Raw genomic sequence first — 25,141 nt, 5'->3', positions numbered from 1 at the left:
ACGTTATTTGGGAGAGGAAGCGATTTCACGCAGGATCCTTTTTTGGTCCGGCTGTACTTCCAGTTGCAGGTGTATGGTATCGGGTGGTAGCATATGCGCCACTACCTCCGGCCATTCCACAAAACTGATGGCATCCTGGTAGAGCGTATCCTCTACACCCGCGCTGATGGCGTCGTCCTCATCCTTCAGCCGGTAGAGGTCCAGGTGAAAAATGCGGCGTGGTTGCCCCTGCTTATCCAAGTAGGCGTATTCATTGATGATGGAAAAAGTGGGACTGGCAGTAGCGTCTTCTACTCCTTTGGCAGCGCATAATGCCTTTACCAGTGTGGTTTTGCCGGCGCCCATAGGGCCGTCCAACGTAAATACCTGTTTGTCCTCAAAATGTTCCCAGAATTGCCGGGCCGTTTCAGGCAATTGATCCAGTGTAAATGTCCATTGCATCCTCAAAAATAAGGATAAAGCAGAAAGGATAAAGCAAAAAGCTATTGTAGCAAACAACTGGTGTGGGTACCAGTGAAATACCCGCTCCCATCGGCCCTTTCAATAGCTTTTTGCTTTGAGCTTTACGCTTTCTGCTTCGCTGTTGCATTAATATTTATCCGGCCTATCCGATCATCGGGTACCTTTGTAAAATGACATCAATAAGTTGCAAGGTAGAAGGAATGCATTGCACTAGTTGTGCACTCAATGTATCCAAATACCTGGAGAAAAAAGGTATGCAGGATGTAAATGTCAGCTTCGCCACAGAAGAAGTTCACTTTACTGCGCCTGCCGGAGCCGATTCAAAAGAAGTACTGAATGGTATTGCCCAGATGGGCTACCGGGTAGTATTGCCGGAAGATGCACCTACCCAACAGCCCATATATACGACACTTACATTCAAATTTATTTTTTGTGCCATATTTACGGCCCCCCTGTTATTGCATATGTGGGTAAGCTGGCCCTGGCTACATCAGCCATGGGTACAATTTGCGCTGACTTTGCCCGTATACCTCATGGGTATGTGGCATTTCGGACTCAGTGCAGCCCGGGCACTCATGAACCGTATGGCTAATATGGACGTGCTGGTAACCCTGGGCGCCAGCGCTGCTTTTGTATACAGCTTTGTAGGTACCGTAATATATGGCAACACAGATTATATGTTTTACGAAACTACTGCCGCCATTATTACCCTGGTATTCCTGGGCAATATGCTGGAGGAGAAATCCGTGAAACAAACCACCAGCGCCATTGCAGACCTGGCACGGATGCAAATCACCACTGCCAGACTCATTAATACAGACCATGGTCATGAACACATCCATGAAGTAGATAATCGTACCCTCCGTACCGGCGACTGTGTACTGGTAAATACAGGCGATAAAATCCCCATGGATGGCACCATTTACTGGGGAAGCGGCCATGCTAATGAAGCCATGATCACCGGTGAAAGCGCCCCTGTCAGCAAAAAGGAAAAGGATAAGGTAATAGGCGGAACGATTTTGGAAGATGGCAGCATCAAAGTATATATTACCGCTACGGGCAAGGATACCGTGCTTTCCTATATCATTGAACTGGTAAAACAGGCCCAGGCCGATAAGCCACCCATGCAGAAGCTGGCGGACCGCATTAGTGCCATATTTGTGCCCCTGGTATTGAGTATTGCAGTGGTAACCTTCCTGGGTTGGTATTTCATTGGGCATACCACCTTTGCTACGGCCATGATGCGGAGTGTAGCAGTGCTGGTGATTGCCTGCCCCTGCGCAATGGGACTGGCCACGCCAGCCGCAGTAATGGTAGGATTGGGCCGCGCTGCCCGCAATGGTATCCTCATTAAAGGAGGCCATACCCTGGAAATGTTTAAAAATATCCGGCAGGTAGTATTTGATAAAACCGGAACCCTTACCACCGGTAAATTACAGCTGGGCGAATACCAGTTTTTTGATATGCCGGAAGAAGCCTTTAAACAGGTAGTATACAGCCTGGAAAAATATTCTTCCCATCCCATTGCCCGCGCTATTGCCGCCACCTGGAAAACGTTTGGGGAACTACCTTTACAGCAGGTCCGGGAACACAAAGGGCTGGGTATGCGGGCCCACGATAAAGCCGGTAACGAATGGCAATTAGGCTCCTTCCGTATGACAGCCGGCATAACGGAAGATGACAGTCATAACCTGTACCTTGTGAAAAACGGACAGTTAGCCGGCTGGATTGACTTTACAGATGAAATCAGGCCGGAAGCGGCTACCGTGGTAACACAGCTGCGCCAGGCCGGTATTAAATCCATTCTGCTGAGTGGTGATACCACCCGCAAATGCCGGGAGCTGGCTGAAAAGCTGGGTATTACCGAAATATACGCAGAACAATCGCCGGAACAGAAGCTGCAGAAAATAGATGCGCTCATGCAAACCGCCCCTACCGCCATGGTAGGCGACGGCATCAACGATGCACCGGCGCTGGCCAAAGCCACCATTGGTATTTCTCTCAGCGATGCTACCCAGGTAGCCATGCAGAGTGCCAACGTAGTATTACTCAACAATAACCTGGGCAGCCTGCCACTGGCGCTGGGCCTGGGAAAACATACCTATCTCACCATTCAGCAGAATCTCTTCTGGGCATTTATTTACAACGTTGTGGCGATACCGGTAGCTGCCCTTGGATTCCTGAATCCTATTGTGGGCGCAGGTATTATGGGATTGTCAGATGTAGTACTCGCCATCAATTCTGTTCGGCTGCGATATAAGAACGTGATGAACTAATATTTTTGCCCTCACCAGGATTAGACTGATTAAACTGATTTTCTATGCTGATATCGTCAAAAAATAAGAATCAGTTTAATCAGTCTAATCCTGGTAAAGACAATTTCCGCGTATCTTCGCGTTAACCATTAAATTTTTATTTGAATACACCCGTAGCCATATTACAGCAATACTGGGGATACCACCAGTTCCGGCCACTTCAGGAAGATATTGTAAATGCTATACTGGCAGGACAGGATACACTGGCCCTGTTGCCTACGGGTGGAGGGAAATCTATTTGTTTCCAGGTACCAGCCATGATGAAACCAGGATTATGCCTGGTAGTAACACCCCTGATTGCCCTGATGAAAGACCAGGTGGCCAATCTCCGGAAAAAAGAGATTACGGCATATTCTATCTACTCCGGGATGCAATACAAAGAAGTGGAAAGAATCCTGGAAGCCGCCCGCCGCGGTGGATGCAAGTTTCTGTATGTATCTCCCGAAAGACTTCAAAGCAAGCTTTTTCAAACCTATTGCGATGGTTTACCGGTAAATATGATAGCGGTAGATGAGGCACACTGCATTTCTCAATGGGGCTACGACTTCCGTCCGGCCTATCTGCAGGTGGCGGATATACGTAGCTTCTTCCCCGATGCACCGGTGTTGGCACTTACTGCTTCTGCTACGCCCCGCGTACAAACAGATATCTGTGATAAGCTGCTGATGAAAGACGCCAAAGTATTTACCAAAAGCTTTGCGCGGGCCAACCTTTCTTATAGTGTGTTGGAAGAAACCACTAAAATTGATAAAGTAAAACATATACTGGACCGGGTGCCTGGCTGCGGTATCGTTTATTGCCGCAACCGTAAACGAACCCGGGAAATAGCGTCCCTGCTGGAATTACAAGGTATTTCCGCCAGTTACTATCATGCTGGATTACCACAGGCCGAACGCGCTGCCCGGCAGGAAGCGTGGATCAACAACGAAACCAGCATCATGGTATGCACCAACGCCTTTGGTATGGGTATCGACAAGCCAGATGTGCGCGTGGTAGTGCATTATGATATGCCCGATAGCCTGGAAGCCTACTACCAGGAAGCCGGGCGCGCCGGCCGGAACGAGGAAAAAGCCTATGCCGTGCTGCTGTATAATGAAGACGAGCTGGCTGAAATGCAGGAACGCATTGCCCTGCAATTTCCCACACTGGAAGAAATCAGGGAAGTATACCAGGCCATCGTCAACTATTTACAGGTACCGGTAGGCAGCGCAGAGGGCGTGTATTTTGATTTCGATATCAACGACTTTGCCCGCACCTTCCAACTCAACCTGACGATTACTTACAGTGCCGTGAAGCTCCTGGAACAGGAAGGTGTATTACAACTGAGCGAAAGCGTATTCCTGCCTTCCCGTGCGGAATTCGTGACCAATAAAGAATCCCTTTACGAGTTTGAAAACGCCTACCCGGCACTTGAAGAAATTATTAAAACTTTGCTGCGCACCTATGAAGGTATCTTCGATACCGCCGTCCCCATCTACGAAAGACAAATAGGACGCATTATGTTGATGGAAGATGATGACATCGCCGCACAACTGCAACAGCTGCATCAATACGGTATATTGAAATATCAACCCCGCCGTGATGAACCACAGCTATGCTTTTTACAGGAACGTGTGTCTTCGCAAAACCTGCGCATTAACATGGCCCGTGTAGAGGTACGGAAAAAAGTATATACCGACAGACTGGATGCCATGTTTGCGTATGTGCGTAATCGTGATACCTGCCGCACACAGCAAATTGTACAATACTTTGGCGAAAAAGACGCGGAGCCCTGCGGCATATGCGATACCTGTTTAAAGAAGAAAGCCCAGCCTATGGATGCTGCTGCTTTTAAACGTATATCCGATACCGTTATTAGTTTCTTACGGGAACAACCCTTGCTGTTTAGCCTGCTTCAAAACAAAATGCCGGATGTAAAACGCAGTGACCTTATGGATGTACTACAATTCCTCAATGAAGAAGGCCTGGTGGTACGAGATGACGCAGGCCGACTGTCAGTAGCAGGATAAAAAAAGCGTGTATCACACAGTGATACACGCCGGTAATATTTATCAAAAAGACATATTTATAACGTCACAACTTTCCCTTCTTTGCTGCTTTCAAAAGCAGCTTCAATCACACGAATTACTTTAATCGCATCCTGTGGAGGTACCGGGTTAGCGGCTTTGTTGACCAATGCCTCATAGATGCCATTGTAATAATCCATGTAGTTACCGCTGCCGCCTGGTATGAATTGTTTAATTACTTTACCATCGGCTTCGGTGTGCAATAAACCCCACTCATGTGGCGCTTCTGCGCCCCAGTCGGGACTATTGGGAAACAATCCCCTTTGCAGCTGGGCTTCCTGGATATCAGATTTTGTTTTGATAAAGGAGCCGATGCGGCCATGCAGTTGGTAGGCAGGCAATGCTTCGCGCACCAGGTAATTGCATTTAACGCGGGCACGCAGGTTATCATAGTAGAGAATCAATTCAAAGTAATCGTCTACAATCGAGTCTTTGCGGATGACGCGGATATCTCCAAATACCGCCTTAGGCATGCCAAACAAGGTAATGGCCTGGTCAATCAGGTGAGAGCCGAGATCGTAGAGGGCGCCGGTGCCGGGACCACCAAGTTCTTTATGCTTTTTATAGCTCAGTTCTTCCTTGAAGCGATCGTAGTGTATTTCAGCTTCGAGTACATCACCCAGCTGACCGGATTGCAGTACCTGTTTTACTACTTTGTAATCGCTGTCATACCTGCGGTTGTGGTATACACTTAACAATAAGCCTTTCTCTGCGGCCAGTGCAGCAAGGGTTTCCCCCTCTTTGGCGTGAACGGTAAAAGGTTTTTCCACAATCACGTTCTTACCTGCTTCCAATGCTGCTTTGACATAGTCGAAGTGTGTGTAGTTGGGTGTATTGACTACAATCAGCTCCAGGTCTTTGTCTGCCAGCATATCTTCCACGCTCGTATATACTTTTACGTTAGGATAGCGTTGTTGTGCCAGGTGTTTACTTCTTTCTACTACTGCTGTAAATTCAAATCCAGGATTCACGTGTAGGAACGGGGCATGGAAAATTTGCCCGGACATGCCATACGAGCATACGCCCGTTTTGATAATTCTACTCATACGCTTTATAATATATGGATGTAAGCTGGCAGCCGATAGCTGCCGGTTGCATAATTAAAACCAGCTTTTGCTTTTGCTGCTGCGGCCACCGAGGCCGAGTGCACCCAGTAAGCTACGGGTAATAACACTGGCGGCGGTACGCCCGGCCTGCTTCACGGCGGAGCTTTCCATCACCTGTTCCAGTAAACCTTTTTCTTCTTTTTGCTTGCCGGCTTTCGGCGCTGCTTCCTGGGCGGCTGTTTTATCAGCCGCTTCCTGCAGTTTGGCCGTGAGTATTTCGTAGGCGCTTTCGCTATCAATTTCCGCTGCGTATTTTTTCACCAGTTTGGAATTGGCCACGAGGGCGTCAATTTCTGCCGGCGTTAACACATCCATGCGGGATCTTGGTGATACCAGCATGGTGGCGGCGAGAGGAGTAGGTACCCCTTTCTCATTCAGGCAGGTGATCAGTGCTTCCCCGATACCTATCTGGGTAATGAGGTCGTCTGTTTTATAGAAGTCCGACAGCGGATAGTTCTCCGCTGTTTGCTTGATGGTTTTACGATCATTGGCCGTAAAGGCGCGGAGGGCATGTTGTACTTTCAGCCCCAGCTGACCCAATACGGAAGCCGGGACATCCATCGGGTTTTGGGTACAGAAAAAGATACCCACTCCTTTGGAACGGATTAGTTTTATGATGGTGTCTATTTGTTTGAGCAGCGCATCACTGGCTTCGTTGAAGATCAGATGGGCTTCATCAATAAACATTACCAGCTTGGGTTTGTCCAAATCCCCTTCTTCCGGCAGGGTGGCATATAATTCTGCCAGGAGGCTGAGCATGAAGGTGGAGAAGAGTTTCGGACGATCCTGTATATCACTTACACGCAAAATGGAAACGATACCACGGCCATCATCACTGATGCGCATGAGGTCATCCACTTCAAACGACTTCTCCCCAAAAAACTGGGCAGCACCTTGTTGCTCCAGTTCTATCACTTTACGCAATACGGTACCGGTGGAAGTGGTAGATATTTTACCGTAGTCTTTTTCCAGGTCCGCTTTGCCTTCATCGCTGGCGTATTGTAATACCTTTTTAAAGTCTTTTAAATCCAGTAAAGGCAGTTTATTATCATCGCAGTATTTGAATAACATGGCTACCAGTCCGGCTTGCGTGTCATTCAATTCTAAAATTTTGGACAGCAGGATAGGGCCAAATTCGCTGGTGGTGGCACGTAACCGCACCCCTTTTTCCTGGCTGAGCGACAGTAGTTCCGATGGATAAGCCGCCGGGCTCCAGGTGCCGCCAATTTTTTGATAACGTTCGGTAATCTTGGGATTGGAGGTGCCTGCGGCGGCAATGCCACTGAGGTCTCCTTTAATATCCATCAGTAATACCGGTACGCTGGCATCGCTGAGTCCCTCCGCAATTACCTGCAGGGTTTTGGTTTTACCGGTTCCGGTAGCCCCTGCAATGAGTCCGTGCCGATTGAGGGTTTTTAAGGGAAGAAATACATCCGCGCCGGGTACTACTTCGCCGTTTAACATGGCACATCCGAGTTTGAAGTGCTCGCCTTGAAACGTATAACCGCTTTTGATGTAATCCAGAAATGCATCCTGATTGGCCATGACCTGTTTTTTTTATGAAGATAATAAAAAGCAATTAGCGGTTGAGCCTCAAATTGTTATCAATCTTATTTATACTGTTTATCGTTTAATATTTATTGATAATCGATAAATAAATTTTGATTTTCGATAAGGATGGTATAGCTTTATTGTATTAAATCATTGATATGAAAAGCAAATTTTCCGTGGTTTCTCTAAAGGCGCTCATCATTACCGCAGTATTGATCGGTATTTGTTTTGGTTTAGTGATATTATATCGCATACAGACACCTGTTACCTTGTTGATGTTTCTTGGAATGGGAGCACCTGCGCTTGTAATAGCCTTTCAACTCTATAAGTTGGTTAGCAATAGCCAGGGTACGGCAATCATTTCCCGTGAAAATTTGATGAGAGTAAGACGTATTCAGCATGTGTTATTGCTTATGCTGCTGATTAAAGCAATGGTGGCGGTATTATCCAGTCTGCACTTTATTGGTTTCCTTACTATACTATTGCTGCCATTTGGGATATTATGCTCTTCCTGGGAGCTGTTGGTAGGGATATTGATTATCTATGTCCTGGCCAATGTATTTGAACGGGCTATTATTTTGAAAGAAGAAGAAGCACTCACTATATAAAAGAGGATCATGGCAATAATCGTTAATCTGGATGTGATGCTGGCTAAAAGGAAAATGTCGTTGACAGAATTGAGTGTACAAGTGGGTATCACCATGGCTAATCTTAGTATCCTCAAAAGCGGCAAAGCAAAAGCAGTGCGTTTTTCCACGTTGGATGAAATATGCAGGGTATTACAGTGTCAGCCGGCAGATATCCTGGAGTATAAGGAAGCATAAAGCGAAAAGCTATTGAAGCGGATGATCCCATTCGCTTCAATAGCTTTTCGCTTTATGTTTTCGTTTTTTCTACAAATCTTCTTCCCGCTCCAGCATTAAAATAGCTCCTTGCGGCACTATATAATAGGTTTCATCTTCGTATACTACCTCTGTAGACCCACTGAGTAAAAAGATGGCTAAATCGCCTTCTTTTACCTGTAAAGGGATATATTTTACCTTCTCTTCCTCCGGCTTCCAGGATTCTTCTGATTCTGCCGGTACCGGAATCGCGTAACCCGGCCCCGTTTTTATCACATATCCGCGTTGTACTTTTTCCCTTTCCTGCACACCGGGAGGCAGGTATAATCCGCTGCTGGTGCGTTCGTGGGGAGTGGCAGGCTTTATCAGCACGCGGTCGCCCACAACGATCAGTTTTTTCAATTTATTATCTGTTGTTATGTGTATAGCCATACCCTATGCTATCAAATATAGTGCAGGCCGCAAAATAGTGACAGACTGACAGGGAATTACAGGTTGCTTAATGTAAAAATTTCACCTGCCCGGATACCCTTTTCTGTTTGCTGTAATACACAGCATTCATTGACAGGGTCATGCTCAAAGAACAGCACGTATTGTTGATCCAGGGCTTCCTGTAAAAAGCTTTTTTTCTCCTGCAACGTTTTCAGCGGAAACATATCATAAGCCATCACATAAGGTAGCGGAATATGACCAACAGAAGGCAGCAGGTCGGCCATATAAATAATGGTTTTGCCTTTGTAGCTGATCTGCGGTAACATCATGGCATCAGTATGACCATTGGCAAACCGGATGGAGATGTTGTCCGCAAAGGATACCCCTTCCAGGTGGTTCACAAATTGCAGCTGTCCGCTTTCCTGTATGGGAAGAATATTTTCTTTGAGGAAGGAGGCCTTTTCCCGTTCATTAGGCTGGGTAGCCCATTTCCAGTGGTCTTCATTACTCCAGTAAGTAGCATTTTTAAAGGCAGGTACCAGTTTATCGCCCTGCCGTACAATACCGCCGCCGCAATGGTCAAAGTGAAGATGGGTCAGGAATACGTCGGTAATATCATCCCGGTGAAAACCGTGTGCCGCAAGAGAGCTGTCCAGCGTGGCAGTACCGTGGGGTTGGTAGTGACTGAAAAATTTAGCGTCCTGTTTGTCGCCCAAACCGTTATCTATTAAGATCAGCCGGTTCCCATCTTCTATCAGCAGGCAACGCAGTGCCCAGGTACACAGGTTGTTTTCGTCCGCAGGGTTTAATTTATTCCAGATGGTTTTAGGTACTACGCCAAACATGGCGCCACCATCCAGTTTGAAAAAACCTGTGTCGATAGTATATAATTTCATAGTGCAGTTATTTACTTTTTTTGAAGACAGAAAGTTACCCAATTCTGCGCACCCAATCAGTAAATAACTGCATTATTTCGTGGTTATACTGTTTGCCGTTGCTTGCGCAGTGCGGAAATAATAAATACCAGCCCGATCACGAAAAACACTACCAACGCCAGTACGGAGTTACGCATGTCTTCAGTGAGGTCGTCTATATACGCAAAGGAAAACATACCAATCACGATGGATATTTTTTCCGTTACATCATAATAACTGAAGAAGGAAGTGGTGTCTTGTGTTTCGGGCATCAGCTTGGCATAGGTAGAGCGGCTGAGTGATTGGATACCACCCATTACCAACCCTACAGCGGTAGCCAGCAAATAGAAATGCATAGCTGTTTGCATTTTATAACCAGCGATGCAAATACCTATCCAGAGCAGTATAACGCCAATTATTACACGTAGATTTCCAAACCGGGTGGAAAGACGGGCCATACTCCAGGCGCCGGCAATCGCCACAATCTGGATAATCACCACCGTCACAATCAACATGGAAGCTTCCAGGTGCAATACCTTGCTACCAAAAATAGTAGCGGCCATCATGACGGTTTGCACGCCCATGCTGTAAAAGAAGAAGCCACGCAGGAATCTTTTCAACACAGGCAACTGTTTTACCTGTGCATATACTTTGCGTAACTCGGAGAATCCTTCTGTTAATGCACCGGCGCTATGTTTACTCATGGTAGCGATGCTTTCAGGAAGCCGTGCAAAGGTGATCAGCGCAAAACCAAACCACCATACACCTACCAGCAAAAAGGTTAACCTTACCGGCAGGCTCTCATCCATGCCCAGTTTAGGACCCAATACCACCAGGGCAAAGCCAATCAGTTGTAACAGCACACTACCTATATATCCCATGCTGAAGCCTCTCGCACTGATTCTGTCCCTGTCTTCCGGGGCGGCAATTTCGGGGAGATAAGAATTGTAAAATACCAATCCGCCGCAATACCCTACGGTCGATAGCATAAAACACACTACCCCCAGCAGGAGATTGTTGCTGTTAAAGAAAAAAAGCAAACTGCAGGACAGCGATCCCAGGATGGTAAAGAAACGCAGGAAGTTCTTTTTATTTCCCCTGGTATCTGCAATAGAAGATAGGATAGGAGAGGTAATGGCCACCAGCAGATAGGCAGCTGCCATGGTGTAATTGTACAAAGCGGAATTGACGAAATTCATGCCCAGGAAGGAAACATGCTCTTTGGTCACCGCTAGAAAATAGATAGGGAAAAAAGTAGTAGTGATCACGAGGTTGTACACTGAGTTGGCCCAGTCGTACATAGCCCAGCCATTGATCACTTTTTTACTGGCAGTCTTCATATAGCGTATTTAGCTTTGTACGAAGATAATTGTCATAGAGCAGAAAGCATAAAGCAGAAAACAAAAAGCTTTTGAATTGGATGATTAGAGCGGATTTTGTCTTTGTACAGGATTAGACTGATTAAACTGATTATATTTTAAAGATTTAAAAAGATAATGGAGATAAAAACGGATATATCCGCTAAAATCTTCTCTCATCTTTTAAAATAAAAAATAAAAAATCAGCCTAATCAGTCTAATCCTGTACAAAGACAAAATCCGCTCTGATCAGCTGCTTTAGTAGCTTTCTCCTTATGCTTGCTGCTTATAATCCTGGATGTGAATATGTTCTTTGCACATGAAATACTCCTGTTCATCATTAGAGCTGACAATGATCAGGCGGTTGCCACCATATTCGGTAATGAGTTGCTGGTATACGGCAATACCGGCGGCATCGAGGTTAGTGCAGGGTTCATCGAGCAGCAATACTGGTACATCAGAAAGGATGGCCAGCGCCAGCTTAATACGTTGTTTCATCCCGGAGGAGAAGTTGCGTATTTGTTTATTGGCAGCTTTTTCCAGTCCTACCATTTGCATGGCTTTCGCTGGTGTGATGCCGGGAAGGAAATTCTTGAACTGTAGATGAAACTGAATAATTTCTGTGAGGGTAAACTCTTCGATCAGCTCGAGGTAAGGAGCTGCGATGGAGCAGTACCGGAAAAACGCATCAGGAGCGATGGGTTTTTCCGGTGTGCTATAAGTAACGGTGCCTTCATTGTGTTGAATGGCGCCGCTGATAACTTGTAATAATGTTGACTTTCCTGAACCATTGGGTCCCAGTATGGCGTAACGTTGTCCTTCACTAAAGGTGAGGGTTACACGCCGGAAGATCCAGTCGTAGTTAAAACGCTTACCTGCCTGGTTAAGAGATATCATCATTGTTGGTGCGGGAAGTATAGCCTCTCATAATACCACGTCCTGATTCACGGATGAACGACAGGATTTCATCTCTTTCATCGGTGGCAGGGAATTCTGCTTCAATGATGTTAACCGCTTTGGATAATTTAAAGCCTTTTACAAAGATGACGCGATAGATATCCAGGATAGAGTTGATTTTTTCCAGGGAAAATCCTCTTCTCTTTAATCCAACGGAGTTAACGCCTACATATGATAATGGTTCGCGGGCAGCTTTTACAAAGGGAGGCACATCTTTACGCACCATGGAACCACCGGTTACAAAGGCGTGATCACCTACTTTACAAAATTGCTGGATGGCTACCATTCCGGCCAGTACTACGTGATCGCCCACTGTGATGTGACCGGCCAGCGTAGTGTTATTGGAAAATACGCAGTAGTTACCTACTTCGCAATCGTGTGCAATGTGGCTGTAAGCCATGATCAGGCAGTTGCTGCCAATCACGGTTTTCCATTTGTCTTTGGTACCGCGGTTAATAGTTACGTATTCACGGATAGTGGTGTTGTCACCTATTTCCACGGTTGTTTCTTCACCCGCATATTTTAAATCCTGAGGGATGGCAGAAATAACAGCACCTGGAAAAATACGGCAATTTCTGCCGATGCGGGCTCCTTCCATAATAGTTACGTTGGAACCTATCCAGGTACCATCACCGATTTCTACATTTTTATGTATAACGGTAAATGGATCAATTTTTACATTAGGCGCAACTTTGGCGTCCGGATGTATGTATGTTAGCGGGTGGATCATTGCTATTATTTGCCTTCTCTTGTTTTTATAATTTGTGCGATCATGTCGGCCTCAGTAGCTACCTTATTACCGATAAATACTGTCCCCCGCATTTCTACAAGACCTCTCCGGATTGGGCTGAGCAGTTCCATTTTCAGGATCATGGTGTCACCTGGCACAACCTTCGACTTAAATTTACAGTTATCTATTTTCAGGAAATAGGTATCATAATTTTCCGGATCCGGTACACGGTTCAGTGCCAGGATACCGCCTACCTGTGCCAATGCTTCCAGTTGCAACACACCGGGCATTACCGGGTTACCCGGGAAGTGACCCTGGAAGAAGCCTTCGTTGAAGGTAACGTTCTTGACACCTACTACTTTTTCTTCACCCAGTTCAATGATCTTATCTACCAACAGCATCGGGTAACGGTGCGGCAGCGTTCTTTCGATACGTGGGGTATCGAACACTGGTGGCTGATTTGGATCGTAAACAGGTACGTCTTTATTGTGCTTGTTCTTTTTGATATACGCTTTGATCTTCCGGGCAAACTCCACGTTGGAGGCGTGTCCCGGACGGTTAGCGATGATGTGCGCATTAATTGGATAACCAATCAGCGCCAGGTCTCCTACCACGTCCAGCAGCTTGTGGCGTGCCGGTTCGTTCGGGAAACGTAATTCAATATTGTTCAGGATACCTTCTTTCTGTACAGAAATGGTTTCCCGGTTAAATACTTTGGCCAAACGGCTCAGTTCTTCTTCTGTTACTGGTTTGTCAACTACTACAATAGCATTGTTGATATCGCCGCCTTTGATCAGGTTGAGCGACAGCTGGTATTCCAGTTCATGTAAGAAGCAGAAGGTACGGCAAGGTGCAATCTCTGTTCTGAACTCTTCAATACCCTTCATTTTAGCATGCTGGGTACCCAGTACAGGGGAGTTGAAGTCGATCAAACAGGTGATACGATAGTCTACCGCTGGCATAGCCACCATTTCTACCTTTTTCTTTTCATCATAATAACTGATGTTGGTATCAATAGTATAGTATACTTTTTTAGCATCCTGGTTCTGCAGGCCAATGTTTTCAATGGCTTCAATAAATGCGTAAGCACTACCGTCCATGATAGGAATTTCGCCTCCATCCAGCTCTATCAATACGTTATCCACACCTGTTCCTGCCAGAGCAGCCATGATATGTTCTACGGTACTCACCCTGGCGCCATTGTGCTCCAGTGTGGTGCTACGGGTGGTTTCTACTACGTAATCCACATCGGCTTTAACGATCGGTTGTCCGGGCAGGTCTACACGTTGAAATTTAATCCCATGACCGGGCGTTGCCGGCTTGAGTGTCATATTAACATAGGCACCTGTATGCAAGCCAATACCCGACAAGGTAATTTCGCCTTTCAGGGTATGTTGGTATTGCAACTGTTGATTTTCCATAATAAGCTAACTAATATGTAACTATTTGACCAGTAATCAATTATACACCTGCTCTTTCCTGCAGCAGCTGTTTTACCATCTCTTCCAGCTCCTTCACGCGCTTTTCAAGGTCCGGCAAATTTCTAAAAATTGCCTGACTTTTCAGCGAACTTTTATAGTCGTACGCCGGAGAACCTGTGAGAGAGGTGTTAGGGACAGTAATAGACTTGGACAAACCACTCTGTGCATTGATTTTGGTACTATCAGCAATGTGGATATGGCCTACCATACCTACCTGCCCGCCTATTACGCAGTTCTGGCCTATTTTGGTACTGCCGGAAACACCGGTTTGCGCGGCAATAACGGTATTGGTACCAATGTCTACGTTGTGGGCTACCTGGATCAAATTATCCAGTTTCACGCCCTGACGGATCACGGTACTGCCCATGGTGGCTCTGTCGATAGTCGTGTTGGCGCCTATTTCCACGTCGTCATGAATAACTACGTTACCGATTTGGGGTACTTTCTTATAAGAACTGTCCGGTTGAGGGGCAAAGCCGAAGCCATCGCCACCAATTACGCAACCCGCATGCAGCATTACGCGGCTGCCTACAATACAGTTGTCATATACTTTTACGCCGGGATACAGGATGGAATCGTTGTTAACGATCACATTATCACCCAGGTATACGCCAGGATAGATCTTTACGTTGTTACCCAGCACCACGTTTTCGCCCAGGTAGGCGAAAGCGCCCACAAACACGTTTTCTCCCATTTTTACCGAAGCGGGAACATGAGATGGCTGTTGGATACCCGATTTGTTGCCGGTCAGATACCTGTACTGCTCCAGTAACAGGGCAAAGCTGCTGTAGGCATCTTTTACCCGGATCAGTGTCGACTTAATCGGACGCTCTATTACCAGGCTCTCATTCACAATCAGAATGGACGCGTTGGTAGTATATATGAATTCTTCATATTTAGGATTGGCAATGAAACTGAGCATGCCCTCGCCGGCTTCTTCAATTTTGGCGATGTTGCTCACCTTTACGTCCGGATTTCCCTCCAGCTTACCATCTAACATGGTAGCTAATTGTAATGCGCTAAACTGCATAGTTTAAAATTGTAATGTTTTCCAGGCTACACCGGATAGTATGAACTTATTCTTTAACATTTTATTCCTCATAAAACGTTGTTAGCCTGAATTTTTGGATGACAAATGTAGAATTTTTTTACCGGTATCGCCAGAGTATGGCTAATCAGTGCATTGTCGATGGAGGAAATGTCTTTTACAGTTCCGTCTTTAAATAGGATATTAATCTTCTCATCATTAACGTTATAAGCCCTCAGCGTGGCCGCTCCGGAAAAAACAAAGTAGTCCAGGTCGGCGCCTTCTATGCCCCATTTCTGTTTTACCTGTTCCTGCAATAATTGCTCCGCACTGCCATCGAATGCCTGGTTACTTAATACTACTTTTAGTAAAGTCCTGTTTATCAGCCATTTACACAAAAGAGACAATACCTTGTCCTCATGTGTAGCCCAAACTTTGATCGCGCCCATAATATCATAGTCGTCCAACAGGCAAAATAACCGCAAACAATCCGGCTCGCGCTCGAAATTATCTTTGGTTACCGTGTTATACAGAAAATAAGACAATGCCGGTGAACAAAACAGCTGCCGTCCTGCCTGTGCCAACGCCTTGGCCCTGCTCAGAATTTTTACCAGCATGTTTTCCGCACTCAGTACCGTTTTATGCAGGTATACCTGCCAGTACATCAGCCGCCGGGCTATGATAAACTTCTCAATAGAATAAATCCCCTTTTCTTCCACCATCAGCTCTCCGTGGTGAACAATCAGCATTTTGATAATACGATCGTACCCGATGGTGCCTTCGGCCACACCAGTAAAGAAGCTGTCCCTGTTCAGGTAATCCATCCTGTCCACATCCAGTTGGCTCGACACCAGCTGGTGCAGGAATTTTTTATGATATCGTCCGTTAAAAATGTCCAGTGTAAGTGTCAGCGCGCCATTCATCTCCCTGTTCAGGTCTTCCATCAACCACTGGGAAATCTCTTCGTGAGATACCCCTTCAATAATGCCATTCTCCAGGGCATGGGAATAAGGCCCATGTCCAATATCATGTAGTAAAATGGCCATCTTCGCGGCTACCTCTTCTTCCGGGGTAATCTCCGTCCCCTTGCTCCTGAGTTCCTGCAAGGCCATACACATCAGGTGATAAGCACCCAGGCTATGATGAAATCGCGTATGCATAGCACCAGGATACACCAGTTGCGCCAGCGCCATCTGATGTATGCGGCGAAGCCGCTGGTAATATGGATGTGAAATGAGGTTAAAAATCAACGGGTGATCTATGGTAATAAAGCCATACACCGGATCATTAACAATTTTTCGCTTGCGTTCGGTCATTGCATTTAATTATACCTTTCAAACAAGGGGTATCCAAGCTTGAAATCCCTGGTGCGGGTATGCAAAACTACACCATGAATTACATTATATGTATTTTTTTTACTTATATAATGACGCTCTCCGTCCACGAAACCCCTATGACAGTAAAAAACAATTGGTAGGTTACAGGTAATTAAATGTTATGGATGCGAAGGTAAATAACTTTATCAGCCCGTTCGCTTTTTACTGCCATCATTTTACCGTGTTCAATCGTTTTTAACATATAATTACCGGCAAATGATGGGCAGGGAACGATTTTTGCCAAAAAATAGGGGTAAATTTCTTTTTTATGGAACCTTAAATCTTACTATGAGTCAGATAAATATACTATGGGTAGACGATGAAATAGAGTCGCTTAAATCGCAGATTATTTTTTTAGAAAGCAAAGGCTATAAAGTATCTGCCCTCACAAATGGGTACGATGCCATTGAATTTCTGAAAGAACAGGTAGTAGACGTGGTATTGCTCGATGAATCCATGCCCGGTATTACCGGCTTGGAAACCCTGGGTAAGATCAAGGAAATAGACCAGCAAATCCCCGTAGTCATGATCACCAAAAATGAGGCGGAAGACGTGATGGACGACGCCATCGGCTCACAGATCACCGACTACCTCATCAAACCGGTAAATCCTAACCAGGTATTATTATCTCTCAAAAAAATAATAGATAACAAAAGACTGGTGGCAGAAAAAACCACCAACGCGTACCAGCAGGAGTTCCGCAGCCTTTTTATGGCCCTCAGCTCCAACCCGGATTACAATGAATGGATGGACATCTACAAAAAACTGGTGTACTGGGAAATGGAGATGACCAAAGCCAACAGCCCGGAAATGCTGGAAGTATTCAATGCCCAGAAAACGGAAGCCAACAACGAATTCTCCAAGTTTATCAGCCGTAACTACAGCGACTGGCTCCATCCCAAAGCAAAAGAGGCCCCGGTAATGTCGCACACGCTGTTCCGGGATAAAGTAGTGCCGAACCTGGATCCCAATGTTCCCAACGTATTTCTCCTCATTGATAACCTGCGCTACGACCAGTGGAAGGCGATTATGCCCATTTTCCAGGAGTCGTTCCGCCTGGTAGAGGAGGAGTCTTTCTACAGCATTTTGCCCACCAGCACCCAATACAGCCGCAACGCCATCTTTGCCGGCCTGCTGCCCATAGATATTGAACACCGATTCCCCCAGGAATGGAAGAACGACGACGAGGAAGGCGGGAAAAATATGTATGAAGAACATTTTTTTGCAGCCCAGCTGAAGCAACTGAAAATGGATCCCCGGTTTTCATACACCAAGGTAACCAACCACGCAGACGCACAAACTATGCTCAACAATATCCATAACATGTTGGATTATCCGCTGAGCGTAATTGTATACAACTTTGTGGATATGCTCAGTCACGCCCGCACCGAAATGGAAGTATTAAAAGAACTGGCCGGTGATGAAGCATCTTACCGCTCTATTACTGCCAGCTGGTTCGAACACAGCCCGCTACACCAGGCCCTGAAGCGCATCAGCGATAAAAAAATAAACCTGATCATTGCTACTGACCATGGCAGCGTACGGGTAAAAACACCGGTCAAAGTAATCGGCGATAAACAAACCACCACCAATCTTCGCTATAAACACGGCCGTAACCTGAATTATGAAGCCAAAGAAGTATTGGCCTTCAGAGATCCCCGCGATGCCGGCTTACCTAAGCCTAACGTCAATTCATCCTATATTTTTGCCAAGGGAGATGGGTACCTCTGTTATCCCAACAACTACAATTACTTTGTCAACTACTACCGTAATACCTTCCAGCATGGCGGCATTTCCCTGGAGGAAATGATTGTGCCGTTTGCAAGAATGGTCACTAAGTAGCAAGAAAGTGATTGACCAGTGCGGATTTTGTCTTTTTCAGGATTAGGCTGATTATACTGATTTTATTTTAGGAGATTATGAAGAATAGCAAAGACCTGCCGGTAATCCCTTCAAATCAAAAAACAAAATCAGTATAATCAGCCTAATCCTGAAAGAGACAAAATCCGCTTAGCTCTCCGGGACAATACCTTTTTGCTTTCCGCTTTCTGCTTTTTGCTATTTTTGCTGCATGAACATAAAGATTACTCCAAACAACCTGACCAAGCTGGAAAAGATTTTTGAAGAAGCCAAATATGTGCTGCGCTTCGAAAAAGGTAGTTTCCTTTCTGGTTACTGCATCCTGGAACATAAGAAGGTGGTAGTGATCAATAAATTTCTGAACCTGGAAGGTCGTATCAATACCCTCATTGATATTTTAACCACATTACCACTCGACGAAGAAATCCTGACAGCGGAGTCACACAAGCTGTACAAGCAGATTCAGTCCAGCAAACCGATCCCCGAAGCTGGAACAGATGAGCCGGAAGCTCCGGAAGCCGAACAAACAGCAGAATAGATTAAACAGTCAAATGATTTTTGGATGAAAGTTACATTCTTAGGTACAGGTACATCACAGGGAGTTCCCGTAATAGCTTGTGGTTGCGAAGTTTGCGCCTCTTCAGATAAAAAAGATAAACGTTTAAGAAGTAGTATCCTGGTGACTGCGCCCGCAGGCAATATTGTAGTGGATACCACACCCGATTTCCGTTACCAGATGCTCCGCGAAAAAGTAGGACATCTCGAAGCTATACTCATTACCCATTCTCATAAAGATCATATTGCCGGCATGGATGATATCCGCGCCTTTAATTATTTCCAGCAAACCGCTATTAATATATACGCCACAGAGTTTTCGCAAAGTGTGATCAAACGGGAGTTTGCCTATGCATTTGCGGATTTTAAATATCCCGGCATCCCGGAAATAAACCTGCGAACCATTACCAGCGACCCTTTTGATATCAATGGCCTTACCATCACGCCCGTGCAGGTGATGCATCATAAAATGCCCGTGATTGGTTTCCGCATCCATGATTTCACCTATATCACGGATGCCAATTACATTGCCCCCGAAGAAAAAGAAAAAATCCGGGGCTCAAAAATATTGGTGCTAAATGCCCTGCGTAAAGAAAAACACATCTCCCATTTTACGCTGGAAGAAGCCATAGCATTAGGTAAAGAGCTGGAAGTACCCAACGTATACTTTACACATATCAGCCACCAGTTAGGGCTACACGAAGAAGTGTCTAAAGAGCTGCCGGAAGGCATGGCCCTGGCATATGATGGACTCACCCTGGATATTTAATTCCATTCTATTTTTATTAACAGAAGAGCAACGCCTGTAACATAGCTTTGCGGCAAAATGATTGTTAACCCATGTGGAAATCTTTTGTCCGCGGATACCTGCGTTTTTCACGCCGGGAGCGGTATGGCATATTCCTGCTGATAGGACTGATGGTATTGACGTGTTACACCCCCGACCTGCTTTTTTATTTTCAACGGCGCCTGCCGGTAGGCGATAGCAGCGACTTAAAGGCCGCCGTACTGGCTTTCGAGACAGATAGCTCCGGAAATACGCCCGCCACCCTGTTTTATTTTGACCCCAACACCTTATCTGTAGCCGGATGGCAGCAACTGGGAGTACCCGAACGAACCGTGCTAACGATCACAAAATTCCTCTCCCATGGTGGCTATTTCCGCAAAGCAACAGACCTGAACCGGATTTATAGCTTACCGCCCGCACTATGCGAGCGACTGATACCTTATGTGCAGATAGTGGAGAACAAGGAGGAAAGGATTTGGGAGAGACGGGAACGCCCGGGTGGATACCGGCACTACGGATCTTACCAGGGACCTTCTTCTTTTCCCGTTAAGCGCGATTCAACCAGGTGGCATGATAAAGAAGGTACATCGTTTACCCATTATCGTAAGAAAGGCCCTCCAGCAGTGATTGATATTAATAAGGCAGATACCGTGGTCTGGCAAACCTTACCGGGTATAGGACCGGGCTTTGCACGAAGGATAGTTGCCTTCCGGGACCACCTGGGAGGCTTTTATGCCGTGGCCCAGGTAGCTGAGTGCTACGGATTGGCAGACTCAGTATTTCAAAAAATTCAACCTTTTTTACAGATCGGTAATAGTTCTCTAATAAAACTAGACCTCAACCTCACAGATGAAAAATCTTTGGCGGCTCACCCATACATACGCTACAGATTGGCGCGGTTAATAGTGCAGTATCGTAGTGCCCATGCGGGTTTCAAGGCAGTGAGTGAGCTACGCGCACTGCCGTTGGTGGATGAGATTATTTATCGTAAAATTGAACCTTACATTGAAATCAAACCTTAAAGCCACACGTTTATGAATTTTGAGCCTACGGAAATGCAACAACAGATTGCACAAATGATCCGGGATTTCGGAAAAACAAATATTCAGCCGCACGTGTTGGAATGGGATGAACACCAGGAATTTCCACTACAGGTATTTAAAAAACTGGGAGAACTGGGGCTCATGGGCGTACTGGTACCACAGGAATACGGTGGCAGCGGTTTGGGATACCTGGAATATGTAACGGTAGTGAGTGAAATATCCCGCATTTGTGGGGCCATTGGATTAAGTGTGGCGGCGCATAATTCCTTGTGTACCGGTCATACACTCCAGTTCGGCAATGAAGCGCAGAAACAGCGTTATCTGCCCAAGCTGGCTAGTGCGGAGTGGATTGGCGCCTGGGGATTAACGGAACCCAATACCGGCTCCGATGCGATGAATATGAAATGTGTGGCGAAGAAGGATGGAAACGATTGGATCATTAACGGTACCAAATGCTGGATTACACATGGTAAAAGCTGCGATGTAGCCGTGGTGATAGTCCGTACCGGTGATGTGCGCGATAGTCATGGTATGAGCGCTTTCATTGTAGAAAAGGGCACGCCTGGTTTCAGTGGCGGTAAGAAAGAAAATAAACTGGGAATGCGGGCTTCTGAAACGGCAGAAATGATATTTGACAATTGCCGTGTTCCGGCAGAAAATATGCTGGGAGCGGAAGGGGATGGCTTTATCCAATCAATGAAAGTATTGGATGGTGGCCGTATTTCTATTGCCGCCTTATCATTGGGTATTGCCAAAGGAGCAATGGATGCGGCGCTGAAATACTCCAAAGAACGGCATCAGTTCGACCAGCCTATTGCCAGCTTCCAGGGCATTTCCTTTAAATTGGCAGATATGGCTACGGAAATAGAGGCAGCTGAATTATTAACCATGCAGGCGGCCGACATGAAAAACCGTAAGGTAAAAATGACACAACAGGCCGCCATGGCTAAGTATTATGCTTCTGAAGTAGCGGTAAGAGTGGCCAATGACGCGGTGCAGATATTTGGTGGTTATGGCTATACAAAGGATTTTCCGGTGGAAAAATTTTATCGTGATGCAAAATTATGTACCATAGGAGAGGGCACGTCAGAGATTCAAAAGATCGTAATTGCCCGGGAAGCACTGAGATAGAATAACGATTTTGCTATTGATTCTGATTAAATTGAAGTAGCGGTATTTTTTTAATTTAATAAAAGACAACTTATAAGCCGTTCATCATTTTTTAAAATTAATTTAATATTACCCCTTTAGTGTTATTGTATATTGCAAAAGGAACGTTAAATTTGGGTTAATTCATCACTCTTTACCGTTTATCAACCTTAACACACAAAATCAGGAAAGATTTGAAACACTTTTACGCAATGAGAAGCACCCTGTAATACGGGTGCTTTTCTATACCGGGTCTGGCTGGTTTATCCCATGTGAAGACGCTTCGTAAAGTAAAAGAGATAAAGCCTGTAATCCACGTTATGATTCTTCCATAAATTCAGTAGTTCTACTGAAGCGGGTAATATTTATCCCTATTACTTTTGCTTACTAAATTACCCCAATTGCTATGTTCTCTAAAGTACTGAAATGGGCCGGCGGTATATTGCTTGGCCTGGTGTTAATCTGTGCATTAACCTATGCAGTTTTTGCTTTTCTTTTCCGCCAACACGTGAATAAGTCCTACGCGATACAGGTACGTGATATCCCCATACCGGAAGATTCGGCTGCCATTGCTGCCGGTAAGCATCTTTATGAAATTAAAGGCTGCGGGGAGTGTCATGGTGCCGATTTAAGGGGAAAGGTTTTCGTAGATGATCCGGCTATAGGCCGTATTGCAGGTACCAATTTGACTTATGGCAAAGGGGGCCTTCCGGCAAACTTCGACAATAAGGCCTGGCTAAGGGCCATGCGGCATGGTTTAAATGCCGAAAACAAGACTTTATTGCTCATGCCCTCAGAGGAGTTCGCCAGGCTGGATGATCACGATATAGCGGCTATAATTGCGTTTTGTAAAGCACAGCCGAAAATCGATGCACCTACCATTCCGGTGAAGATGGGACCCATGGGTAAAATACTGTCTGTAATGGGCAAAATTCCGCTGTTCCCGGCAGAAATGATAGATCATAGCCATCAGCAGCCGGTATTGGTTGCCAGGGCGCCTACAGCCGATTATGGCAAATATTTATCCGCTTCCTGCACCGGTTGTCATAAGCCTGCTTTAACAGGTGGAGATAATCCCGTTCCGGGTGGAGCGCCGGTAGCTGATATTACCAGCACAGGCAATGTGGGTAAATGGTCGCAGGCCGACTTTATTGCTGCCCTCCGTACCGGGAAAACGCCGGAAGGGAAGCAGCTCCAGGCAAAAGACATGCCCTGGCCAATGACCGCTCAATATACGGACGAGGAATTAACGGCTTTATATCTTTATCTGAAAACACGGTAGCAAAAGAAAAGGCTTTTCCGGTGGTGGTCAACCATCAGAAAAGCCTTCTGTTCCCTGTTACGGGAATGATTACTTTTTATCCTTGTTGAAGAAGTCGGATACTTTGTCCTTCGCTTCTTCTGCCCAATCTTCTGCCTTATCTTTTACATTATCCAGAAAATCACCTGCCTGATCCATCAGACCCGCCTTTTTTTCTCCGGCTTTCTCTGACATTCCTGCAAACCAGTTATCTACTGTACCTGCAATAAAAGGAGGTAATTTGCCTTTCACATATTCCTTGATCACATCAATGGATTGTGCTGCCTGTTCGGCGGTCAACCCGGCTTTTTCCTGTAATTGCTGAATGAGTTCCTGCATAAATAGAGGTTTTATGATTAGAGATAGTGTTGTCATACCGGTATTCCGGTCATGGTTATGCCACTTTCAGTTTCACAAGGGTAGACTGCTCCAGTTTTGACTGTGCATATTCCCTGGTAAGATGGAACGTTGTTTCACTGGCAGAAGGCAACTCATACATCGCATCGCTCAGTACTACTTCGCAGATGGAGCGTAATCCACGCGCACCCAGCTTGTATTCCATGGCTTTGTCTACGATGTAGTCGATCGCTTCTGCTTCTACCTGCAAATCAATATTTTCCACCTTGAACAACTTCTTGTACTGTTTTACCAGTGCATTTTTAGGCTCTGTTAAGATCGCTTTCAGGGTATCTCTATCCAGTGAATTCAGATAGGTTACCACTGGCAAACGGCCCAGTAATTCAGGGATCAGACCGAAAGATTTCAGGTCCTGGGAGTTGATGTAACGCAGGATCTGTTTTCTGTTTTCCTCTTCTTTTTCCTTGTTAACGGTAAAGCCGATGGAATGGGTCTGTATTCTTCTGCTGATAATTCTTTCCACACCATCAAATGCACCGCCGCAGATGAAGAGAATGTTTTGTGTGTTCAGTTTGATCAGTTTCTGTTCCGGATGTTTACGACCGCCCTGTGGAGGTACCAGTACTTCTGTACCTTCCAGTAATTTCAGGAGACCTTGCTGCACGCCTTCACCACTCACATCGCGGGTGATGGAAGGATTATCGCTTTTACGGGCAATTTTATCGATCTCATCAATGTAAACGATACCACGTTCAGCAGCTTCCACATCGTAGTTACATACCTGTAACAGGCGGCTGAGGATACTTTCCACGTCTTCACCCACATAACCGGCTTCTGTAAATACGGTTGCATCTACAATGGCAAACGGCACGTTTAGTTGTTTGGCGATGGATTTAGCCAGGAGGGTTTTACCGGTACCGGTTTCTCCTACCATGATGATATTGGATTTTTCAATTTCCACTTCATCATCACCTATTTGTTGATTGAGCCTTTTGTAGTGGTTATATACTGCTACGGCCAATATTTTCTTGGCATCATCCTGTCCGATCACGTATTCGTCCAGGAATTTTTTCATGTCCATTGGTTTGGACACTTTGGGCGCGAAGTGCGGCGCCGCTGCCGAAGGAGCTTTCTTGCCAGGAGGAAACAGTTCCTGGTCAATTATTTCCTGCGCATTGGCTACACAGTTTTCACAAATGTGTCCTTCCGCGCCAGCTATCAATATCTGCACTTCTTCTTTAGAGCGGCTGCAAAAGGAACAACGAATTTTTGATTCTTTCATTTCGGAATAGATTATTTTTCTACGAAACTATCTTGCCTGCCTTCATAATGCAGGGTTACAAATTTACATTAAATAGCGTAAAGCATAAAGCCGGAAGCCCAAAGTTAGCATAAGCATAAAGGCAAAGGGTTTCGTAGCAACAGGTATGGAAAAAATACCATATCATTTCAGCGTTTAGCGGTTGGCTATCA

General features: G+C 45.7%; 23 protein-coding genes. 10 read left to right on the top strand and 13 right to left on the bottom strand.

The genetic code is table 11. The annotated features are described in order from the left end of the window. Positions 1 to 3: 3 nt before the first annotated feature. Positions 4 to 441 carry a tRNA (adenosine(37)-N6)-threonylcarbamoyltransferase complex ATPase subunit type 1 TsaE gene (gene tsaE / locus AC5ZC7_RS26735; protein WP_496162878.1) on the bottom strand — a complete coding sequence of 146 codons (438 nt, stop codon included), beginning with the start codon at positions 439 to 441 and terminating at the stop codon, positions 4 to 6. A gap of 191 nt (positions 442 to 632) precedes the next feature. On the opposite strand from tsaE, the gene AC5ZC7_RS26730 reads away from it, so the two are divergent. Both AC5ZC7_RS26730 and AC5ZC7_RS26725 read left to right on the top strand, forming a co-directional pair. Further along, the gene (locus AC5ZC7_RS26730; protein WP_496162879.1) at positions 633 to 2,738 is read left to right on the top strand and encodes a heavy metal translocating P-type ATPase; all 2,106 of its coding nucleotides are present in this window, start codon (positions 633 to 635) and stop codon (positions 2,736 to 2,738) included. A gap of 140 nt (positions 2,739 to 2,878) precedes the next feature. Continuing rightward, positions 2,879 to 4,786: a RecQ family ATP-dependent DNA helicase gene (locus AC5ZC7_RS26725; RefSeq protein WP_496162880.1), complete on the top strand. Its 1,908-nt coding sequence runs from the start codon at positions 2,879 to 2,881 to the stop codon at positions 4,784 to 4,786. A gap of 56 nt (positions 4,787 to 4,842) precedes the next feature. Here AC5ZC7_RS26725 and AC5ZC7_RS26720 read toward each other — a convergent pair whose 3' ends face one another. Beyond that, on the bottom strand, positions 4,843 to 5,889 hold the full coding sequence (locus AC5ZC7_RS26720; protein ID WP_496162881.1) for a Gfo/Idh/MocA family oxidoreductase: 1,047 nt from the start codon (positions 5,887 to 5,889) through the stop codon (positions 4,843 to 4,845). A gap of 54 nt (positions 5,890 to 5,943) precedes the next feature. Next, positions 5,944 to 7,494 carry a helicase HerA-like domain-containing protein gene (locus tag AC5ZC7_RS26715; RefSeq protein WP_496162882.1) on the bottom strand — a complete coding sequence of 517 codons (1,551 nt, stop codon included), beginning with the start codon at positions 7,492 to 7,494 and terminating at the stop codon, positions 5,944 to 5,946. A gap of 164 nt (positions 7,495 to 7,658) precedes the next feature. Between AC5ZC7_RS26715 and AC5ZC7_RS26710 the strand changes: the two genes are divergently transcribed. Together AC5ZC7_RS26710 and AC5ZC7_RS26705 are read left to right on the top strand one after the other, a co-directional pair. After that, positions 7,659 to 8,108: a DUF2975 domain-containing protein gene (locus AC5ZC7_RS26710; RefSeq protein WP_496162883.1), complete on the top strand. Its 450-nt coding sequence runs from the start codon at positions 7,659 to 7,661 to the stop codon at positions 8,106 to 8,108. Between the two features lie 9 nt (positions 8,109 to 8,117). Next, a complete protein-coding gene (locus tag AC5ZC7_RS26705) occupies positions 8,118 to 8,324 on the top strand; it encodes a helix-turn-helix domain-containing protein (RefSeq protein ID WP_496162884.1) in 207 nt (68 codons plus the stop codon). A gap of 69 nt (positions 8,325 to 8,393) precedes the next feature. On the opposite strand, the gene AC5ZC7_RS26700 is transcribed toward AC5ZC7_RS26705, so the two are convergent. The 8 genes from AC5ZC7_RS26700 to AC5ZC7_RS26665 all read right to left on the bottom strand — a co-directional run bounded on the left by AC5ZC7_RS26700 (position 8,394) and on the right by AC5ZC7_RS26665 (position 16,557). Continuing rightward, positions 8,394 to 8,774: a co-chaperone GroES gene (locus tag AC5ZC7_RS26700; protein ID WP_496162885.1), complete on the bottom strand. Its 381-nt coding sequence runs from the start codon at positions 8,772 to 8,774 to the stop codon at positions 8,394 to 8,396. Positions 8,775 to 8,830: 56 nt separating this feature from the next. After that, a complete protein-coding gene (locus AC5ZC7_RS26695) occupies positions 8,831 to 9,670 on the bottom strand; it encodes an MBL fold metallo-hydrolase (RefSeq protein ID WP_496162886.1) in 840 nt (279 codons plus the stop codon). Positions 9,671 to 9,753: 83 nt separating this feature from the next. After that, a complete protein-coding gene (locus tag AC5ZC7_RS26690) occupies positions 9,754 to 11,028 on the bottom strand; it encodes an MFS transporter (RefSeq protein WP_496162887.1) in 1,275 nt (424 codons plus the stop codon). Positions 11,029 to 11,319: 291 nt separating this feature from the next. Next, complete coding sequence (locus tag AC5ZC7_RS26685) at positions 11,320 to 11,946, bottom strand: ATP-binding cassette domain-containing protein (RefSeq protein ID WP_496162888.1); 627 nt, start codon at positions 11,944 to 11,946, stop codon at positions 11,320 to 11,322. After that, positions 11,930 to 12,733, bottom strand: coding sequence for an acyl-ACP--UDP-N-acetylglucosamine O-acyltransferase (gene lpxA / locus AC5ZC7_RS26680; protein WP_496162889.1), 804 nt, complete (start codon positions 12,731 to 12,733; stop codon positions 11,930 to 11,932). Before lpxA ends, AC5ZC7_RS26685 begins: the two co-directional genes overlap by 17 nt. 5 nt (positions 12,734 to 12,738) lie before the next feature. Continuing rightward, positions 12,739 to 14,154 carry a bifunctional UDP-3-O-[3-hydroxymyristoyl] N-acetylglucosamine deacetylase/3-hydroxyacyl-ACP dehydratase gene (locus tag AC5ZC7_RS26675; protein ID WP_496162890.1) on the bottom strand — a complete coding sequence of 472 codons (1,416 nt, stop codon included), beginning with the start codon at positions 14,152 to 14,154 and terminating at the stop codon, positions 12,739 to 12,741. Between the two features lie 40 nt (positions 14,155 to 14,194). Next, positions 14,195 to 15,244: a UDP-3-O-(3-hydroxymyristoyl)glucosamine N-acyltransferase gene (gene lpxD / locus AC5ZC7_RS26670; protein WP_496162891.1), complete on the bottom strand. Its 1,050-nt coding sequence runs from the start codon at positions 15,242 to 15,244 to the stop codon at positions 14,195 to 14,197. A gap of 68 nt (positions 15,245 to 15,312) precedes the next feature. Continuing rightward, positions 15,313 to 16,557 (bottom strand): HD domain-containing protein, encoded by a 1,245-nt coding sequence (locus AC5ZC7_RS26665; RefSeq protein ID WP_496162892.1) that lies wholly within the window; start codon positions 16,555 to 16,557, stop codon positions 15,313 to 15,315. Between the two features lie 348 nt (positions 16,558 to 16,905). Here AC5ZC7_RS26665 and porX point away from each other — a divergent pair, with 348 nt between their 5' ends. From porX to AC5ZC7_RS26635, 6 genes are all read left to right on the top strand, one after another. Next, entirely contained in the window at positions 16,906 to 18,459 is a 1,554-nt protein-coding gene (gene porX, locus AC5ZC7_RS26660; RefSeq protein WP_496162894.1) for a T9SS response regulator signal transducer PorX, read from the top strand. A 229-nt stretch (positions 18,460 to 18,688) separates the two neighbouring features. Continuing rightward, positions 18,689 to 19,015, top strand: a complete 327-nt coding sequence (locus AC5ZC7_RS26655; RefSeq protein WP_496162895.1) for a hypothetical protein — start codon at positions 18,689 to 18,691, stop codon at positions 19,013 to 19,015. A gap of 24 nt (positions 19,016 to 19,039) precedes the next feature. Then, positions 19,040 to 19,801: an MBL fold metallo-hydrolase gene (locus tag AC5ZC7_RS26650; protein ID WP_496162896.1), complete on the top strand. Its 762-nt coding sequence runs from the start codon at positions 19,040 to 19,042 to the stop codon at positions 19,799 to 19,801. A 71-nt stretch (positions 19,802 to 19,872) separates the two neighbouring features. Then, a complete protein-coding gene (locus AC5ZC7_RS26645; protein ID WP_496162897.1) occupies positions 19,873 to 20,841 on the top strand; it encodes a helix-hairpin-helix domain-containing protein in 969 nt (322 codons plus the stop codon). 12 nt (positions 20,842 to 20,853) lie between these two features. Further along, positions 20,854 to 21,993 carry an acyl-CoA dehydrogenase family protein gene (locus AC5ZC7_RS26640; RefSeq protein WP_496162898.1) on the top strand — a complete coding sequence of 380 codons (1,140 nt, stop codon included), beginning with the start codon at positions 20,854 to 20,856 and terminating at the stop codon, positions 21,991 to 21,993. Between the two features lie 424 nt (positions 21,994 to 22,417). After that, the gene (locus AC5ZC7_RS26635) at positions 22,418 to 23,293 is read left to right on the top strand and encodes a c-type cytochrome (protein WP_496162899.1); all 876 of its coding nucleotides are present in this window, start codon (positions 22,418 to 22,420) and stop codon (positions 23,291 to 23,293) included. A gap of 69 nt (positions 23,294 to 23,362) precedes the next feature. Here the strand turns inward: AC5ZC7_RS26635 and AC5ZC7_RS26630 are convergent, their stop codons facing one another. Then, positions 23,363 to 23,650, bottom strand: coding sequence for a hypothetical protein (locus AC5ZC7_RS26630; RefSeq protein WP_496162900.1), 288 nt, complete (start codon positions 23,648 to 23,650; stop codon positions 23,363 to 23,365). A 55-nt stretch (positions 23,651 to 23,705) separates the two neighbouring features. After that, positions 23,706 to 24,950, bottom strand: a complete 1,245-nt coding sequence (gene clpX, locus AC5ZC7_RS26625) for an ATP-dependent Clp protease ATP-binding subunit ClpX (RefSeq protein WP_496162901.1) — start codon at positions 24,948 to 24,950, stop codon at positions 23,706 to 23,708. Positions 24,951 to 25,141 lie beyond the last annotated feature (191 nt).

This window comes from Chitinophaga sp. 9-1-y (genome assembly GCF_059511905.2).
Note: the sequence above shows the minus strand (reverse complement) of the source record. Positions and strands in the feature narration are given on the sequence as shown.

What these genes read in the sequence shown, in the direction of transcription:
- AC5ZC7_RS26640 (WP_496162898.1), top strand. Translation starts at nt 20,854, where the DNA reads ATGAATTTTGAGCCTACGGAAATGCAACAACAGATTGCACAAATGATC.
- AC5ZC7_RS26685 (WP_496162888.1), bottom strand. Translation starts at nt 11,946, where the DNA reads ATGATGATATCTCTTAACCAGGCAGGTAAGCGTTTTAACTACGACTGG.
- AC5ZC7_RS26655 (WP_496162895.1), top strand. Translation starts at nt 18,689, where the DNA reads ATGAACATAAAGATTACTCCAAACAACCTGACCAAGCTGGAAAAGATT.
- AC5ZC7_RS26705 (WP_496162884.1), top strand. Translation starts at nt 8,118, where the DNA reads ATGGCAATAATCGTTAATCTGGATGTGATGCTGGCTAAAAGGAAAATG.
- AC5ZC7_RS26730 (WP_496162879.1), top strand. Translation starts at nt 633, where the DNA reads ATGACATCAATAAGTTGCAAGGTAGAAGGAATGCATTGCACTAGTTGT.
- AC5ZC7_RS26645 (WP_496162897.1), top strand. Translation starts at nt 19,873, where the DNA reads ATGTGGAAATCTTTTGTCCGCGGATACCTGCGTTTTTCACGCCGGGAG.
- AC5ZC7_RS26710 (WP_496162883.1), top strand. Translation starts at nt 7,659, where the DNA reads ATGAAAAGCAAATTTTCCGTGGTTTCTCTAAAGGCGCTCATCATTACC.
- AC5ZC7_RS26635 (WP_496162899.1), top strand. Translation starts at nt 22,418, where the DNA reads ATGTTCTCTAAAGTACTGAAATGGGCCGGCGGTATATTGCTTGGCCTG.
- AC5ZC7_RS26720 (WP_496162881.1), bottom strand. Translation starts at nt 5,889, where the DNA reads ATGAGTAGAATTATCAAAACGGGCGTATGCTCGTATGGCATGTCCGGG.
- lpxD (WP_496162891.1), bottom strand. Translation starts at nt 15,244, where the DNA reads ATGCAGTTTAGCGCATTACAATTAGCTACCATGTTAGATGGTAAGCTG.
- AC5ZC7_RS26675 (WP_496162890.1), bottom strand. Translation starts at nt 14,154, where the DNA reads ATGGAAAATCAACAGTTGCAATACCAACATACCCTGAAAGGCGAAATT.
- AC5ZC7_RS26630 (WP_496162900.1), bottom strand. Translation starts at nt 23,650, where the DNA reads ATGCAGGAACTCATTCAGCAATTACAGGAAAAAGCCGGGTTGACCGCC.
- tsaE (WP_496162878.1), bottom strand. Translation starts at nt 441, where the DNA reads ATGCAATGGACATTTACACTGGATCAATTGCCTGAAACGGCCCGGCAA.
- AC5ZC7_RS26715 (WP_496162882.1), bottom strand. Translation starts at nt 7,494, where the DNA reads ATGGCCAATCAGGATGCATTTCTGGATTACATCAAAAGCGGTTATACG.
- AC5ZC7_RS26690 (WP_496162887.1), bottom strand. Translation starts at nt 11,028, where the DNA reads ATGAAGACTGCCAGTAAAAAAGTGATCAATGGCTGGGCTATGTACGAC.
- porX (WP_496162894.1), top strand. Translation starts at nt 16,906, where the DNA reads ATGAGTCAGATAAATATACTATGGGTAGACGATGAAATAGAGTCGCTT.
- AC5ZC7_RS26695 (WP_496162886.1), bottom strand. Translation starts at nt 9,670, where the DNA reads ATGAAATTATATACTATCGACACAGGTTTTTTCAAACTGGATGGTGGC.
- AC5ZC7_RS26700 (WP_496162885.1), bottom strand. Translation starts at nt 8,774, where the DNA reads ATGGCTATACACATAACAACAGATAATAAATTGAAAAAACTGATCGTT.
- AC5ZC7_RS26665 (WP_496162892.1), bottom strand. Translation starts at nt 16,557, where the DNA reads ATGACCGAACGCAAGCGAAAAATTGTTAATGATCCGGTGTATGGCTTT.
- AC5ZC7_RS26650 (WP_496162896.1), top strand. Translation starts at nt 19,040, where the DNA reads ATGAAAGTTACATTCTTAGGTACAGGTACATCACAGGGAGTTCCCGTA.
- clpX (WP_496162901.1), bottom strand. Translation starts at nt 24,950, where the DNA reads ATGAAAGAATCAAAAATTCGTTGTTCCTTTTGCAGCCGCTCTAAAGAA.
- lpxA (WP_496162889.1), bottom strand. Translation starts at nt 12,733, where the DNA reads ATGATCCACCCGCTAACATACATACATCCGGACGCCAAAGTTGCGCCT.